The sequence below is a fragment of the Acinetobacter sp. WU_MDCI_Abxc222 genome (genome assembly GCF_025514755.1).
Lineage (GTDB): Bacteria > Pseudomonadota > Gammaproteobacteria > Pseudomonadales > Moraxellaceae > Acinetobacter > Acinetobacter geminorum.
Genome location: NZ_JAHPVG010000014.1, coordinates 13,589 through 29,377 on the forward strand (window position 1 = coordinate 13,589; position 15,789 = coordinate 29,377).

General features: G+C 39.1%; 16 protein-coding genes. 5 read left to right on the plus strand and 11 right to left on the minus strand.

The window, feature by feature from the left end; genetic code table 11:
• Nucleotides 1-3: 3 nt before the first annotated feature.
• Genes KTJ10_RS16120 through KTJ10_RS16130 form a run of 3 tightly spaced genes read right to left on the minus strand, consistent with a single transcriptional unit; the run spans nt 4 to nt 2,424 of the window.
• Complete coding sequence (locus KTJ10_RS16120) at nt 4-210, minus strand: DUF1656 domain-containing protein (protein WP_002115096.1); 207 nt, start codon at nt 208-210, stop codon at nt 4-6.
• Nucleotides 203-2,302 carry an FUSC family protein gene (locus tag KTJ10_RS16125; protein WP_262442433.1) on the minus strand — a complete coding sequence of 700 codons (2,100 nt, stop codon included), beginning with the start codon at nt 2,300-2,302 and terminating at the stop codon, nt 203-205. Before KTJ10_RS16125 ends, KTJ10_RS16120 begins: the two co-directional genes overlap by 8 nt.
• The gene (locus KTJ10_RS16130) at nt 2,293-2,424 is read right to left on the minus strand and encodes a hypothetical protein (RefSeq protein WP_002115031.1); all 132 of its coding nucleotides are present in this window, start codon (nt 2,422-2,424) and stop codon (nt 2,293-2,295) included. The genes KTJ10_RS16125 and KTJ10_RS16130 overlap by 10 nt, the downstream gene beginning before the upstream one ends.
• Nucleotides 2,425-2,791: 367 nt before the next feature.
• Here KTJ10_RS16130 and KTJ10_RS16135 point away from each other — a divergent pair, with 367 nt between their 5' ends.
• Nucleotides 2,792-3,565 carry an IclR family transcriptional regulator gene (locus tag KTJ10_RS16135; RefSeq protein ID WP_002114686.1) on the plus strand — a complete coding sequence of 258 codons (774 nt, stop codon included), beginning with the start codon at nt 2,792-2,794 and terminating at the stop codon, nt 3,563-3,565.
• Between the two features lie 184 nt (nt 3,566-3,749).
• Here KTJ10_RS16135 and KTJ10_RS16140 read toward each other — a convergent pair whose 3' ends face one another.
• The 6 genes from KTJ10_RS16140 to KTJ10_RS16170 form a co-directional block, all read right to left on the minus strand.
• Nucleotides 3,750-4,361 (minus strand): alpha-ketoglutarate-dependent dioxygenase AlkB family protein, encoded by a 612-nt coding sequence (locus tag KTJ10_RS16140; protein WP_262442434.1) that lies wholly within the window; start codon nt 4,359-4,361, stop codon nt 3,750-3,752.
• A complete protein-coding gene (locus KTJ10_RS16145; RefSeq protein ID WP_410468417.1) occupies nt 4,358-5,212 on the minus strand; it encodes a methylated-DNA--[protein]-cysteine S-methyltransferase in 855 nt (284 codons plus the stop codon). Before KTJ10_RS16145 ends, KTJ10_RS16140 begins: the two co-directional genes overlap by 4 nt.
• A 130-nt stretch (nt 5,213-5,342) precedes the next feature.
• Nucleotides 5,343-5,930, minus strand: a complete 588-nt coding sequence (gene pgsA, locus KTJ10_RS16155; protein WP_002114808.1) for a CDP-diacylglycerol--glycerol-3-phosphate 3-phosphatidyltransferase — start codon at nt 5,928-5,930, stop codon at nt 5,343-5,345.
• 118 nt (nt 5,931-6,048) lie between these two features.
• The gene (locus KTJ10_RS16160; protein ID WP_032053002.1) at nt 6,049-6,843 is read right to left on the minus strand and encodes a thioesterase family protein; all 795 of its coding nucleotides are present in this window, start codon (nt 6,841-6,843) and stop codon (nt 6,049-6,051) included.
• A gap of 120 nt (nt 6,844-6,963) precedes the next feature.
• On the minus strand, nt 6,964-8,763 hold the full coding sequence (gene uvrC, locus KTJ10_RS16165; RefSeq protein WP_002114749.1) for an excinuclease ABC subunit UvrC: 1,800 nt from the start codon (nt 8,761-8,763) through the stop codon (nt 6,964-6,966).
• 133 nt (nt 8,764-8,896) lie between these two features.
• Entirely contained in the window at nt 8,897-9,427 is a 531-nt protein-coding gene (locus KTJ10_RS16170; protein ID WP_032005089.1) for a peptidoglycan hydrolase, read from the minus strand.
• Between the two features lie 139 nt (nt 9,428-9,566).
• Between KTJ10_RS16170 and KTJ10_RS16175 the strand changes: the two genes are divergently transcribed.
• Entirely contained in the window at nt 9,567-9,938 is a 372-nt protein-coding gene (locus tag KTJ10_RS16175) for a transposase (protein WP_262442436.1), read from the plus strand.
• Nucleotides 9,939-10,283: 345 nt separating this feature from the next.
• Here the strand turns inward: KTJ10_RS16175 and lpxO are convergent, their stop codons facing one another.
• Nucleotides 10,284-11,198: a lipid A hydroxylase LpxO gene (lpxO, locus tag KTJ10_RS16180; RefSeq protein ID WP_000598899.1), complete on the minus strand. Its 915-nt coding sequence runs from the start codon at nt 11,196-11,198 to the stop codon at nt 10,284-10,286.
• A gap of 306 nt (nt 11,199-11,504) precedes the next feature.
• Between lpxO and KTJ10_RS16185 the strand changes: the two genes are divergently transcribed.
• From KTJ10_RS16185 to fadA, 3 genes are all read left to right on the plus strand, one after another.
• Complete coding sequence (locus KTJ10_RS16185; RefSeq protein WP_086264367.1) at nt 11,505-11,621, plus strand: hypothetical protein; 117 nt, start codon at nt 11,505-11,507, stop codon at nt 11,619-11,621.
• 150 nt (nt 11,622-11,771) lie between these two features.
• On the plus strand, nt 11,772-13,925 hold the full coding sequence (fadB, locus tag KTJ10_RS16190; protein ID WP_002114932.1) for a fatty acid oxidation complex subunit alpha FadB: 2,154 nt from the start codon (nt 11,772-11,774) through the stop codon (nt 13,923-13,925).
• 12 nt (nt 13,926-13,937) lie between these two features.
• Nucleotides 13,938-15,110 carry an acetyl-CoA C-acyltransferase FadA gene (gene fadA / locus KTJ10_RS16195; protein WP_005065826.1) on the plus strand — a complete coding sequence of 391 codons (1,173 nt, stop codon included), beginning with the start codon at nt 13,938-13,940 and terminating at the stop codon, nt 15,108-15,110.
• A gap of 44 nt (nt 15,111-15,154) precedes the next feature.
• On the opposite strand, the gene KTJ10_RS16200 is transcribed toward fadA, so the two are convergent.
• Entirely contained in the window at nt 15,155-15,646 is a 492-nt protein-coding gene (locus KTJ10_RS16200; protein WP_001010132.1) for a hypothetical protein, read from the minus strand.
• Nucleotides 15,647-15,789: the final 143 nt, after the last annotated feature.

The window sequence follows — 15,789 nt, forward strand, 5'->3', positions numbered from 1 at the left end:
TCTCTACGCACCGACCCCAACAAAAATTTGATGTATTACCAAAAGTAATAAGAGGTAAAAACACAAATTAAAAATACTAGGTAATGCAATCCAGCCTTGTGCAATCAACTTATTTGTTAAAGGACTTAACCCACGGAAACAGATATATGCCAAGAGTGCTTGAACGAGCAAAGAAGGCACATAAATACCATAAACATTAAACTCACCCATTTGCTGTGGCTCCTCTCAGGGTGCTGTTTTCATTCATTTGCTCTGATGAAACGTGGCACATGCTATAAGCAATATTGTTCAGTGAAATGAGTAGTCTTTGTCGCATAGTCATATCTTCAACATTTGAAGCAAGCTGTTTTAATTCAAATAACGCTCGGTAGATTCGCTCTACTAAAGCTGTCATATCATTTTCATCGTTTTCTTTAGCTCTAAACAACTCATCCAGATTTTGTTGCAAATCGCCAATATGCTGAGTGAGTTCGGATGTTTGAGGAAACTGATTGGCTAACTCTTGCAATCGGCTTAAATCAACAATACTACTCGACTCAATCAGAGCCTGATGAATTGAAGTTTTAATCTCGTCTGATTGCACCATTTTGCTGTTTAGAATCCCAATCCGATCTAGCATACTGCGTAGATGAACTTTAAAATCAAGACCATATGGCAGATAGATCGCTTGTCGCATGGCGCGATAATGCAAGGCTAAAATACGGCTTGCACTTGTATCTGGTGACATGGCGCGAACAACGTCAATGACAATCAAAGACACTAAAACACCTAAGATCATGGCAAATGAACTATCAAGATAAGACACTGCATCCATGCTATAAGCATTGTGCAGGTTTAGTCCCATCATGGTATTAATACCCAAAACCATACCTACTGGCATCAGCATCTGGTTAGCCATCATAGACACTGCGAATAAGAACATCGGTAATAAAACCAGTCCAAGTTCCCAAAAGGTGGTGACATGCGGGAAAATACCAAATGCATAAACAAAGACTAAAACTGCTGAAGCTATACTGCCCCAGATAAAAATACGCAGAACCGGAACAGGGTTGTCTAAGGCTGTTAAAATACAGGCGGTTACTGCGCCCATCTGTGCCATCATAAATCCAGCTTTCCACCCCGAAACAATCCAGACTCCAGTCACAATAAATGTAATAAGAACTGCACTAATACCGCCTCGTATCGCCACACCATGGTCACGGTGCAAACTTGGATATTTGGTCGTCATTGGGGTAATGTTGTCAGGAATTTCTTTATTACCTTGCTGAATTCGCTGCCACAAGACTTTAACGGCCAACACATTGCTAATGAAATGGCGCACATCCATTTTCATAGCTGCAACCAAAACTTGTTGATGTGTAGAAGCCGACTCCATCAAACTTGCAAAATCACTTTCAAACTCATCAGGCAACTGCAAAATATTTTCATCAATAATCAGATCTTTTTGCTCTAAAAACTGTACAACATGAGCTGAAAGCTGTTGCAGTTTTTCTGCATGAGTCTCGATGAATCGCAGTTCTTGGAGTTGCTTGATACGCTCAGATAAAGCGACTAGATTAGCGACCACCATTGAGATTTGATGAAGCATTTCCTGCAAGGGTTTGGTCATGCCATGCAGTTCACCCTTTTCATAACTCAAATGTACTGCCAAGGCATGAATATCTGTGGTGTCGCGAGTAATGGCAGCCAAGAGCTGAGTATTGTTCTGCTGCGAATCTGTATTTAATAAATTAGCAAACAGATTTTCTGTATCTTTTAGGGCTTTTATCACCCGCTGTTTAATTGCTGAGCCAATATGCATTGGAAGAATCGTGGCAGAAACCACTGCACTTGAAATCACGCCAATCGAAATTTCTATAACCCGAGCTAAAGCAATATCGAATATATTGTATTGATCAATATAGGTAATCGCATTGAAGACGATCATGGCTGTCGAGTAACCCGCCAGCATAAAAGCATAACTACGTGGAGTACGATCAAGTAACGACACATAAAGCGCAAAACCCACCCACAACGATAACACCACGGTAAATATCCAAGGTGTATTAATTAAATGTGGTGTTAGAGTTAAGGCAATCACAGCTCCACCAATTGTCCCTACCACCCGATAGACACATTTAGAGGACACCATTCCTGAATATGGATTGGCAATAATCAGGACCGTACCAATCGACCACATCGGATTAATCAGATCTAATTCAAATGAAACAAATAGTGCCAACATTCCGGCAATAAATGTTTTTAAGGCAAAGATCAGATCAAGCCTACTCGGGCGGAACGCCAGTATTTGCTTTAATAACATGAACTCATCTCAAATACAGATTTGAACTGATGAGCATGCCCTTCAATATTTGATTGTCTTTCTAAAGACAACACAACTTTGCCATTTGCCTCAAAGCAAATGATATGAGGAGCATCCTTCAATACAATGATTTTTCCACATCTCGCCTGATTGGCCGAGATGATTTCAGTTTGGGCGCCATTTAAACGGCCAAGCTTTGGAAAGAAGAGGTATCAAGAAATCAATTTGGAACCAACCAATTTCTCGATTAGATATTTTGTTTGCCAATTTTTTCAAAATAAAGCGATTTAGTCAACTAAAATATCTCTATTTGATAATTTGATATATTTTTTAATTATCGTATATGATGTATAAGCCAAGAGAAGTTTTCTCTTTGTCAGAGTAAAATACTCAAATCAGGCATTTATTTTAGAATTGAGACAAACCTTCTTTTTTTCTGTTATAAAAACTCAAAGATGACTCGTTGTTAAAGGATACGAACAAGACATTATGGCAATTTCAAGTTTTGGCAAAATTTTAACCGTACTGGATCTATTTTCAGTTTCGCGTCCAATCATTAATGTCGATATTATTTGCGAAGAACTTGGCTTGTCCAAACCAACGAGTTACCGTTACCTCAAAGAACTAGTATCGGCTGATCTATTAAAGCGTATTAATGGAACCTCTGGCGATTATACCTTAGGCTCAAAAATTGCTGTTCTTGACTATATATCCAGAACAACCGATCCATTAGTTCAGATCAGCACACCGTTTATGCGAAATATTGTAGAACGTACCGAACTGTGCTGTTTGCTTACCTATTTAAATGATGACTATTGCATTGACATACATCATGAAATATTTAAAGACACTGAGCTACTTTCATATGGCCGAGGCTGCCCAAGACCGATTTACGTTGGATCATCTCCAAAAACAATGGTTTCGCATTTAAGTAAACAACGCATGCAAGACTACTACCACCGTTACCAGCAAGAATTAAAACAATCAGGTTTTGCTGAAGATGAACCAAGCTTTATTCAGCGTATGCGTAAAATTAAAAAACAAGGGTTCTATTTCTCACAAGGTGAGATTGACCCAAATGTTTCAGGTCTAGCGGTTCCTGTTCGTTTTTCAAACAAAGAAGTACCTTTGGCTTTGACCTTAGTTGCCTCTAAAAATCGTTTTGATTTTTTAAATGTTGAAAAGCTCATCGAAATTTTGCAAGAAAATGCAGCACTTATTGAACAACGTTTTATGGAATTATCTGAAAAAGGGGAAATCTAAACCCCCACCTTATGATAATTTAAACTTTTCTTACACTTTAAAACATTGAATATATCACAATATTCTCATATTATGATTTTAGCTCCTATTGATGATTGTTTTCATCAGCAGCTCATTAGTAGAAGCATCCCCCTCAGAGGAATAAGCTCATGCTACCATCATGAGCTTTTTTCTTGCCCTATTTTTATAACAACTTAAATTGCCGAAAAGTAAGATTAATACGTGGTTGTAAAATCTTTGTTGAGCGATTTAAACGGTGTTGCCAATATTGTTGGGTCTCACCACGCATCACAATGAGTTGGCCTGGCTGTAGCCACAATTCAACTTTCTCTTTACTTTGAATATGCCTAAAAGAAAATTTACGGGTAGCACCAAAGCTTAAAGAAGCGATTGTTGTCGTTCTTGCCAAAGAAACATCCGAGTCACTGTGCCAAGCCATACCTTGAGTTCCATCTTCATAAAGATTTGCCAAACAAGAATTAAATTTTTCTGAAAGTATTTGCTCTACCTGTTGTTTTAGTTTGGCGAGTGCTTTGTCCCAAGGTAAAGAATCACGTGCGACACCCGAATATTTATATTGATAGTAGTCATCTCCATACCATGCAACTTTTCGAGCTGTAATAAAGTGCTTGCCATACAACTTAGCCTCGTCATGTTTCCATGCGAGGTGTTGGTAAAGATAATCAAAATATTGTTCAGCTTCTTCTGGGCTTAAAATACAACCATAGTCCTGAACTTCACCATCGTAGGGTAATAAATTCTCACAAGGCTCTGGAGAAAATAAATCCAAGGTCATACAGTTTCTCCGTGTTGCTTTGACATCTCCCAAGCTAACAATGCCAATTTACGCCCCTTTTGCCAATGATATTCTCCAACCATCCCTGTGGCACGGATCACTCGATGACAGGGAATCAGATATGCAATCGGATTTTGTCCAATTGCTGTAGCAACGGCTCTAACTGCTTTAGGCTTCCCGATTTGCTCTGCAATGTCTTGATAAGTACGCAATTGCCCTTCCGGAATGGTGAGCAAGGCCTCCCATACTTGTAGCTGAAATGGAGTTCCAGCCAAATTAAGAGGAAGTTTTTGCTGTAAATGTTCTGAAAAATCCTGTTCAAACCACTTTGCAATTTGTTGATGCCAAATCGGCGATTGATTTTTTAATTGAGCTTTAGGGAACTGCTGTTTAATTATTTCTTCGATATTCTCACGAGTATCGAGAAAGCGAACAGAACATATTCCCTTTTCGCTGCTTATAACCAACAACTCACCAAATGGGCTTGCCTCAATCGAATAATTAAGTGTAACCCCTTCACCTTGCAGTTTATATTCACCAGGCGTCATGCCTTCAAGCTGAATAAACAGATCGTGTAAACGTCCTGTGCCAGATAAACCCGTATTTAAAGCAGTTTCCAATAAACTCCGTTGTTGCAACAGATGATATTTGGCCTGTTGCAAACTCATATATTGCACAAATTTTTTGGGGCTAATCCCTACCCATTCCTGAAACTGGCGTTGAATATAGCTTGGGCTTAAATTCATATGACTAGCAACATCGTCCAGACTGGGTTGCTGATCTAGATGTTCATATAAATATTCAATCACAGTGGCAATTACAGCAAATTGCCGAGAAGAAAGCATTTGCATGTGTCACCTCCTTAGCACTTATATCTTACATTAAAGTAGCCAAAGCCCTATGACGACCCAATTCTTGCACTCTTTAAAAATAAAAAAAGCCTTTCATTGTAGAAAGGCTTAATCATTCAATATGCAGCACTTAAGGTTGCTTTAAATAAGGCCAAGCTGCTTTAAGATAAATAAACATTGACCATAAAGTTAAAATGACTGCCGTATATAACAAAGCATATGCGAGCATTTCTAAAGGCTGCCAATTGAGTAAGAACACACTAATGGCAATCATCTGAAAGGCTGTTTTATATTTACCTACAGTCGATACTGCCACACTGGTTCGTGCGCCAAGTTCCGCCATCCATTCACGTAAAGCAGAAACTGTAATTTCGCGTGAAATAATCACAATTGCTGCAAAAGCCATTGAGATCGTTGGATTCCACTGTACTAAAACGATCAGTGCAGCCGCCACCATGAGCTTATCTGCAACTGGATCTAAAAAACGGCCAAATGCTGAAGTTTGGTTTAAAGTTCGTGCCAAATAGCCATCAAACCAATCGGTAATAGCAGCAAACACAAAAATAGCCGTCAAGATAATATGACGACTCATACTTCCTTCATGCTCACCAATACCCATTGCAGGCGGCCAATACGCGATCACCAAAAATACAGGAATAAGCGCGATACGCGCTAATGTTAGGATATTTGGGATATTCAGGATTCGCCCTGTGGTCATAAACACCGCCAATTAAGTCTTCATGCATCTTGTAACAGACAAAAATACTTTCTTCAATATTGTATCTATCTGTAACAGCCACTTTATACGAAATATATGAATCGAGGAAGTGGACTGCTTAGGTAAATACCGTAACAGTTTGCCGTAAAATTGCAATTAAATGATCATTTTGGTCCCAAAGATGGGCATATTCTGTGGAATAACCTTCACCTGCATATTCAGTTACCACTTTATATTTAAACCAGTCACACAATTGATGTGGAAACGGATGTACATAGGTAATGTGCCAAGTTAAAGAGCTCGCAGGAGCAACTTGCTTAAACATTGGCAATACACCAGGTGGCCAAATATCCATCAAAACAATTAAATCTGGCAAAGTCATTTGACGATTTTCATGCTTATCGGGATTAAACCTTGACCATCCTCCAAAGTCAGCATACTGACTTCCTGTAACAGGATAATGACCTTCTGCCCAACATACATCAAAATGTTGATAGCATTCTGGCATTTGTCTAGCAAAAGGAATAGGTTGCAACTCTTCAGGTTGCCTATAAACTGGAACGATAGGCTCATGTCGCACTTCAATATTCGATGCACGAGGCACACCAAAGCTTGCGACCAAAATCGTTTGTACCGCCCCATCTTGCCACAAACGTGTTTCAAGTGTAGTGACCGACTTTCCTTCTCTTAAAATTTCAATAGTCAATTGGGCAGGTCCCTGCTGTACAGGGCCCACGAAAGTAACACTACAACTTAATAATCTTTTATTTGGATCTTGAATATTGCAGCAAGCTTTTTGCATAAGTAGTCCAGCAACAAGACCACCAAAAACAGTTCGTCCTTGTAACCACCCTTCAGGTATTTCAATCGATTCCTTTTGTTTTATTTCTTCAAATAATTGCAGTAATGACATTCACTTCCCTAAAGCACTCTGACTCTTGATGAAACATCTTTCATCATTTTAAAGAGAATGTGAATGATCATTCTTCTACTTATATGCCAACTATTTGGTCACTCAGTATAAAAACACATCTTATTCATGCAGAATTTTATAAATCGTTCTCGCCATCATCTCACCAAAACCAGGCACAAGAGTAAGCTCTTTTTCAGATGCTTTTAAAACACCTTGGATCCCACCAAAATGAGTTAATAAATCTCGACGGCGCTTTGGTCCCAGCCCCGGAATTGCTTCCAAAACTGAGGTACTTCGGCGTTTATCACGTTTAGCACGATGTTTGGTAATCGCAAAACGATGGGCTTCATCACGCACCTGCTGAATCAAATGCAATGCCTTATGGTCTTCCGGTAACTGGATTTTTGTGCCATCGGTAAAATGCAGGGTTTCAAGTCCGGGTTTACGCCCTTCACCTTTAGATACACCCACCATAAAAGCGTCTAATCCAAGCTCTTGCATGACCTCCATCGCCATATGGAGCTGGCCTTTACCACCATCAATCAACAGCAAATCAGGCAATATGGCCTTTTTATAACGGCGTGTTAAGGCTTGTCGCATAGCAGCATAGTCATCGCCTGCAGTAATGTCTTGAATCGCAAATTGACGATAGTCACGCTTACGAGCTCCGCCTTGGTCAAACACAACACATGAGGCAATTGGAGCTTCCCCCATAGTGTGACTAATATCAAAACATTCAATACGATCGACAGGTCTTCCCACCACTTGCTCTAACTGATGGAAACGTTCATTAAGTTCTAAATGATTACTCAACTGCCCCTTAATGGCATGTTGAACATTCATTTCGGCTAACTCTAGCCACTCGGCACGAGTTTCACGAACATTACTCTTAATCTGAACTTTTTTGCCAAACTGTTGTGCCAATGCTTCTTCTAATTCTTTACAGTCAGGCAAAGCAATATTTACAATGAGCTCATTGGGAACTTCATCTGCAACCTGAAAGTAAAAGTTCGCCATAAAGTCACTGAGCATTTGCCCAAGATCATCACCGAGCATGTCTGGGAAATAACTTTTTCCACCCAGCATTCGCCCATTACGTACATACATAATTTGCACGCATGTCACACCTGCCTGATATGCGATTGCCAGAATATCCGCTTCGCCTTTGACTTTAAACACGGCTTGTTGCGCTTGAACTTCACGCAGTAAAGATAAACGATCACGGTAAAAAACAGCTTTTTCAAATTCAAGCTCAGCCGCTGCTTGTTCCATTTTGGCAATGAGCTCTTGGTTAAGCTCTTTGGTATCACCTTGCAAAAAGCGGATACTATTATTAACATCTTCTTTATAATCTTCGGGCGAAATCAGACCTACACAAGGGGCCGAACAACGCTTGATTTGATATTGCAGACATGGACGCTTGCGCTGTGAAAAATAGCTATTTTCACACTGACGCACATTAAAAAGTTTTTGTAAAACCAGTAACGTATCGCGTGCACTATAAGCACTTGGGTACGGGCCAAAAAACTTACCAATTTGGTGTTTACCTTTACCACGCCCACTGGCAAGCCGAGGATAAGGCTTATCAGCCGAAACAAAAATATAGACATAAGACTTATCGTCCCGCAGCATAATGTTATAAGGCGGACGATGTTGTTTAATTAAATTTTGTTCTAAGAGTAAAGCTTCAGTTTCTGAACGAGTAACCAAAGTTTCAATATCATAAATTCGCGCAACTAAAGCTTGCGTTTTAGGATGCTCAATGGTTTTAACAAAATAACTCGACACCCGATTTTTTAGGTTTTTTGCTTTGCCGACATATAATAATTCGCCCTCTTTCCCTAGCATTTTATAAACACCTGGAAGTTGGGTCATGTTGGCTAAAATTTTTTCAATATGGGGACGAGCGTTTTGATTCACTATTGGCATGCATGGCTTAATACTGAATACCTAATGTGATGTTTTCACCCTTACTTTTCAAGTGCTTTACTGTGCTAGAACATAAATTTGGGAACAGTTCTGAATATGGCCCGACAGACTGTGTCGTACTTGCTTAAGAGTCTAGACGATAGTAACTATATTTAACGTCTTTTTCTTTGTAGACCGCATAGGTTTTTTGACGAAAATCTGAGAACCAACCATTGCCTGTATAGCCCGCAATATGACCATAGGTATGACCACTTGTTCGCTCAATAATGTAAATGTCACCTTCTTGTGGACGGTTGAAAGCAGGTTTAATTTTCTTATAACCATTCTTTTCTAACGTTTGCCCCCAATCAGAAGCAGCTACAGGATGCTTTGACACATCTGCTCCAGCCGCTTGTAGAGCAATACGGATATTTTTGGCGCATTTCTCTTTACTATGGTTGGCAGAGATACTTTCGAGCTTACTTGAAAACTTATGCAGGTTAATATTTTGATCTTCAGTTTTATGATTTTTAGTTCTAGATCGTTTAGATTTTTCAGTCGTCGAAGCGGCTTGTCTTAACATCACTTTTGTTTTTAAATCGTCTTGAGAACTGTCTTCTTTTCTCTCTTCGATATGATGAACATGTGCATGAGCTGCGTGATGAGCATGAGCCATTTTAAAACCTACTTCCGCTGACCAGTCTTCGAAAAAACCGCGCCATTGTAGAATCAAAATTACCTATTGGCTTTTAATAGTTGTAACAAATTACCAGCACTGTGAAATAGATCACAAAATTTAATAAAGGTTAATTTCTATGAATAATAAAGAATTTGTCAAAGAACTTATAAATACTGTTTCAGATGAATATATCGATACTTATCAACAGATTTATTCATCTACCTTAATAGATAATAAAATTAAAAAAGATCCCTACTGGTTTGATGCTCTCACTTTTTATCAATCTTTATCTCAAAAAGATAAGGAAACCTTATTTAAAATCATTAAACAGACGACTATTGATACTACAAGTACAATTTTAGGGATTATTGATGGTCCTGTGAACTTAAATCAGATCTCTGGTGACTTTACACTGACATATACAGAAAATAAGAAGACAGTAATTTTAAATGGAGATCTACAAGATGAATTCCTTACCCAAATAACAGAAAGAAACAGATCACAATGATATATAAGGAATTATAACGAGGGAGATATAGTTATGAGATTAAAACAAAAGATTATTTATAAAAACTCAAAAAACGAGAAAATAAAATTAATACTAGAACCTTGGGCAGAAGAATATAATATTGAATCAAATTCTGAAGTGAGATTATTGTTGAAGGCGATATAGAAAAAGGATATTTAATGATTGAATCAGAGATAGATCATGTTGTCATCTATGGTTGGCAAGGAAGTCTTATTCAAGTTTTCAAAAATGGTCAACTTATTGACTAATCATTTTATTAATAATCTATTCCTTATAACAGGCTATTTTAGCTCAAAATAAAAAACGCCCTTTCAGGCGCTTTAATTAAAACACGTATGGTCGAACAAAAATCAGGAAGAAAATCCCAAGCATCAAGAACCATTTTAAGAAGTAATACAACTTACGGTTTTTAGCTTTTAAAGCCTTAGCTTTAATACGAATTTGATAGACATAACCAAAAGCTTTATTTAGACCACCTGTTTGGTCGCCTGTTTCATTCGGTGAGCTTGCAGCAGTCATCACATTACGACCAAACCAATGGTTGAAACGCTCCATCCATTTTACTTTCATTGGACGTTCAACGTCTGCAAAGAAAATAATACGGTTTTGATCAGTCTTATTTTCAGCATAGTGAATATAAGTTTCATCAAACACGACACTTTGACCATCACGCCAAGAATATCTTTCGCCATCGACATCAATAAAACAACGGTCATCATTTGGTGTAATTAGACCTAAGTGATAACGCAAAGAACCTGCATATGGATCACGGTGTCTTACCAAACGGCTATCTGGTGCAAGTTCAGTAAACATGGCTGCTTTAATTGTCGGTAATGTTTTAAGAAGTGCTGTGGTTTTTGGACAAAGCTCAGCAGCAGATGGATGACTAGATTCATACCATTTGAGGTAAAAACGCTTCCAACCTGTTTTAAAGAATGAGTTAAAACCTAAGTCGTTATAGGTACTTGAAGCTTTAATTCCGCCTTGGTCATATAAAGCTTTCGCTTCATCACGAATCATTTCCCAATTTTCATCCAGCACTTTTAAATCTTTAAAATGCTGTGTGTCGATATAAGGCTGATTCGGCACCTTTGAAAAGATGTACATTAAAAAGTTAATCGGTGCGAGTAAGGTTGAATGGTCAAAAAATTGACGATAAAACGAGTGACGCACTTTGCCGCGATGTTGGATATACAATGCTGATATCACAAAAATCGCTAATATGATCCACTTAATCATATTGCTACTCTTTCAAAAGATTAGGGGCAACTTCACCTTATATTTAAGGAGAGAGAAACCGGAAGTTTATTTAATTGGCGCAAATTTTAACAAAATTGACTTAGAAAAAGCGAATGTAAAAAAATTAAGTCAAATAATAGACAATACTGTTGTAATAAAAATTTTAAATATAGTGTATTTTTCCATAACTTTAAGGAAGTGAAAATTTATCACTATTGCTACTGTTATTTACAGATGACCCTACTAACAATTGACATTTTTGACAAAAAATTAACTTTTAAAAGTTACTCGTTTTTATATAAAAATTTGATAATTGCGATGCGTTATAAAGAAAAAATTAAATTAAAACAAATGTGTTGGACTAGTACCTATCTTTATGATTTCTTTTATGCATTTCATATAGATGAATTGAATAGTAAATAAGATGACCCTTGCGTCACGGCTTGATACAACTTGTCAGGTTTTTTTTAGATATAGTTATCGTAAGATTAGCGAAGCATAAATGTGTACCTAAGATGTGCACACGCTTCATAACATCAACTTAGAAGTCCTCCAAAACTAAGGAGATCAGGCATGATCCACGCTGGCAATGCCATTACCGTCCAAATGCTTTCGGACGGAATTGCAGAATTCCGCTTTGACTTACAAGGTGAGTCGGTCAATAAATTTAACCGTGCAACAATTGAAGATTTCCAAGCTGCTATTGCTGCGGTAAAAGCAAATAATGATATTAAAGGCTTAGTTGTTACCTCAGGCAAATCGACATTTATTGTTGGGGCAGACATTACCGAGTTTGGTGAAAACTTCGCACAAGGCGAAAAAGCGATTGTTGACTGGCTTATGCCTGTTCATGAAATCTTCAATAGTTTTGAAGATTTAGAGATTCCAAAAGTAGTTGCTATTAACGGTATGGCGTTAGGTGGCGGTTTTGAAATGTGTTTAGTTTGTGACTATCGTGTGATGTCAGAAGCTGCACAAGTGGGCTTACCGGAAATTAAACTTGGTATTTACCCAGGTTTCGGCGGTAGCGTACGTTTAAGCCGTCTGATCGGTATCGACAACGCGGTTGAATGGATGGCGATGGCTGCTCCTAAAAAACCGGCTGCTGCCCTAAAAGATGGTGCGGTAGATGCGGTTGTAGCTGCTGATAAATTACTTGAAGCTGCAACTGACTTAGTTAAGCAAGCAATTTCTGGTCGTTTAAACTGGAAAGCAAAACGTCAAGAAAAGCTTGAAGCTGTAAAATTGAACCCACTTGAACAAATGATGGCGTTCAATACTGCAAAAGGTGCAGTGCTTGCTAAAGCAAACCCTGCTCAATACCCAGCTCCAAAATTATTACTTGATTCATTACAAGCTGGTGCAAGCCTTGCGCGTGACGAAGCATTAAAAGCTGAAGCTGAAGGCTTTGCAAAAGCTGCGATTACTCCACAAGCTGGTGCATTGATTGGTTTATTCCTCAATGACCAAGTTGTTAAGAAAACTGCTAAAAAATATGAAAAAGGTGCACACCCTGTAAACCAAGCAGCTGTACTTGGCGCTGGTATCATGGGTGGTGGTATTGCTTACCAAGCGGCAAGCAAAGGTACACCAATTATCATGAAAGATATTGGTAATCCACAACTTGCCCTAGGTATGAAAGAAGCAAACAGCTTGTTAACTAAACAAGTTGAACGCAAGAAAATGAAACCTGCGCAAATGGGTGAAACCCTTGCACGTATCCGTCCTACTTTAAGCTACGATGAGTTTAAAGAAGTTGATATCGTGATCGAAGCAGTTACAGAAAATCCAAAAGTAAAAGAAATGGTACTTGCGGATACTGAGAAGAATGTTCGTGAAAATACGATTATTGCTTCTAATACTTCTACGATTTCAATCACACGTTTAGCAAAAGCATTACAACGTCCTGAAAACTTTGTAGGTATGCACTTCTTCAACCCAGTTCACATGATGCCGCTTGTAGAAGTGATTCGTGGTGAAAAGACTTCTGAAGAAGCGATTGCAACTACTGTTGTTCTTGCTCAAAAAATGGGTAAAACACCGATCGTTGTAAACGACTGCCCAGGATTCTTGGTTAACCGTGTATTGTTCCCTTACTTTGGTGCGTTCGACCTTCTTGTAAAAGACGGCGCAGACTTCCAACAAGTTGACAATGTAATGTCGAAATTTGGCTGGCCAATGGGTCCTGCTTACCTCATCGACGTTGTAGGTATCGACACAGGTGTACATGGTGCAGAAGTCATGGCTGAAGGTTTCCCAGACCGTATGAAGCCAGACTACAAAGGTTCAATCCAAGCAATGTATGAAGCTAAACGTCTTGGTCAAAAGAATGACGTTGGTTTCTACAAATACGAACTCGATAAGAAAGGCAAAAAAGCAAAAACTGTTGATCCAACAGCGTATGAAATCATTGCTCCTTTCGTAACGGGTGAGAAACGCGAGTTTGATAACCAAGAAATCATTGACCGCATGATGCTTGCTTTCTGTAACGAAACAGTTCGTTGCTTAGAAGACAACATCGTTGCAACTGCTGCTGAAGCAGACATGGCAATGATTATGGGTGTAGGTTTCCCTCCATTCCGTGGTGGTCCATGTCGTTATATCGACCAGACTGGTGTTGCTGAATACGTTGCACTTTGCGACAAATATGCACACTTAGGTAAGGCTTATGAAGCGCCACAAATGTTGCGCGACATGGCTGCTAACAACAAAAAATTCTACGGTTAAGGAGCAACGTGAATGGCTACTTTAAATCCACGTGACGTTGTCATCGTTGATGGCGTACGTTCTGCAATGGGTAAAACCAAAAACGGTATGTTCCGTAATGTACGTGCTGACAGCTTATCTGCTGAATTGGTTCGTGCACTCGTTGCTCGTAACCAGTTTGATGTAAACGAAGTTGAAGACCTGATCTGGGGTTGTGTAAACCAGACTCTAGAACAAGGTATGAATATTGGCCGTAACATCGGCCTATTGGCTGACTTACCAAAAACTGTTGCTGGTCAAACAGTAAACCGTCTTTGTGGTTCTTCTATGCAAGCGCTTCATACTGCTGCTGCACAGATTGCAACAAACCAAGGTGATATTTTCATTATTGGTGGTGTAGAGCACATGGGCCACGTAGGTATGATGCATGGCATCGACCTAAACCCAGAAGCATCTAAACACTATGCAAAAGCATCTAACATGATGGGCTTAACTGCTGAAATGTTAGGTCGCATGAATGGCATTAGCCGTGAAGAACAAGATGCTTTTGGTGTTGAATCTCACCGCCGTGCTTGGGCTGCGACTCAAGAAGGTCGTTTCAAAAACGAAATCGTTGGTGTTGAAGGCCACGATGCAAATGGCTTTAAAATCCTTTGCGACATCGACGAAGTAATTCGTCCAGATGCAAACCTTGAAGCGTTCAAAGCATTACGTCCTGTATTTGACCCGAAAGGCGGTACTGTAACTGCGGCTACATCTTCAGCTTTATCTGACGGTGCTTCTGCAATGTTACTTATGTCTGCTGAACGCGCACAAGCATTAGGTTTAAAACCACGCGCTGTGATTCGTTCTATGGCAGTTGCAGGTTGTGACGCAGCAATCATGGGTTACGGTCCAGTTCCAGCAACTCAAAAAGCGCTTAAACGTGCTGGTTTAACGATGGCTGATATTCAAACTATCGAGTTAAACGAAGCATTTGCTGCTCAAGGCTTATCAGTAATGAAAGGCTTAGGTATTTATGACAAGCAAGACATCATTAACTTAAATGGTGGTGCGATTGCTTTGGGTCACCCACTAGGCTGTTCTGGTGCGCGTATCACCACTACATTGTTAAACGTAATGGAACAACAAGATACTCAAATCGGCCTTGCGACCATGTGTATCGGCCTTGGTCAAGGTATTGCAACAGTGATCGAACGTGTTTAATTAACACCAAGATAAAAAAATCCCCGCTATGTGCGGGGATTTTTTTATCGACCTTTTAAACCATCTTGAATTTGCTGCTGTAATTTCAAAATATCATCTAAATTTACTTTCATCGTACCTTCACGATAAGCATCGACATTACTTCGGTTAATTTGCAGAGGCTTTAACATTTCAAAAAGACCATTGGTTGGGTCAGAAGATTGGATTCCACCCGCTACAGCTAGAATATATTCTCGTAAAAATGGAGAAAGCTGAGACAAGTCTGGCTGTGCCATGACAGGTTGATAGTCTACTGTCGTCATACCTTCAGGGACTAAAGCATTCTGTATATCGTTATGAGTTTTATACTCACGATGTTGTAGAGCCTGACGCACTTTTTTATCTTCTTGAAATGGGACAAAGCCTACTTCTTCACGTAGCTCAGATTCGGCCATAACGCGAATTGTAGGTAAAGTAGCCACTTCTTCTGCTTGAACAGTTGGTAAACCCATAAAAGCAAATACAGCAATGAAGGCTGATTGTTTTAGAAAGTTCATAACTTGCTCCCAAAATCAGTCACCCTACGCGAACTCAAAATGATGACTAAATAAAATGTTCTATAAATAGGCTACAACAAAGTCATTTTTGATTCAGTAATGCTCAGATAAACGGTAAATATAATTAAAATTTTTAATGTAAT

Coding starts and splice junctions, on each gene's coding strand:
- pgsA (WP_002114808.1), bottom strand. CDS start 5,930: ATGACCACAGGGCGAATCCTGAATATCCCAAATATCCTAACATTAGCG.
- fadB (WP_002114932.1), top strand. CDS start 11,772: ATGATCCACGCTGGCAATGCCATTACCGTCCAAATGCTTTCGGACGGA.
- KTJ10_RS16200 (WP_001010132.1), bottom strand. CDS start 15,646: ATGAACTTTCTAAAACAATCAGCCTTCATTGCTGTATTTGCTTTTATG.
- fadA (WP_005065826.1), top strand. CDS start 13,938: ATGGCTACTTTAAATCCACGTGACGTTGTCATCGTTGATGGCGTACGT.
- KTJ10_RS16170 (WP_032005089.1), bottom strand. CDS start 9,427: ATGGCTCATGCTCATCACGCAGCTCATGCACATGTTCATCATATCGAA.
- KTJ10_RS16125 (WP_262442433.1), bottom strand. CDS start 2,302: ATGTTATTAAAGCAAATACTGGCGTTCCGCCCGAGTAGGCTTGATCTG.
- KTJ10_RS16135 (WP_002114686.1), top strand. CDS start 2,792: ATGGCAATTTCAAGTTTTGGCAAAATTTTAACCGTACTGGATCTATTT.
- KTJ10_RS16145 (WP_410468417.1), bottom strand. CDS start 5,212: ATGCAAATGCTTTCTTCTCGGCAATTTGCTGTAATTGCCACTGTGATT.
- KTJ10_RS16175 (WP_262442436.1), top strand. CDS start 9,567: ATGAATAATAAAGAATTTGTCAAAGAACTTATAAATACTGTTTCAGAT.
- lpxO (WP_000598899.1), bottom strand. CDS start 11,198: ATGATTAAGTGGATCATATTAGCGATTTTTGTGATATCAGCATTGTAT.
- KTJ10_RS16160 (WP_032053002.1), bottom strand. CDS start 6,843: ATGTCATTACTGCAATTATTTGAAGAAATAAAACAAAAGGAATCGATT.
- KTJ10_RS16120 (WP_002115096.1), bottom strand. CDS start 210: ATGGGTGAGTTTAATGTTTATGGTATTTATGTGCCTTCTTTGCTCGTT.
- KTJ10_RS16140 (WP_262442434.1), bottom strand. CDS start 4,361: ATGACCTTGGATTTATTTTCTCCAGAGCCTTGTGAGAATTTATTACCC.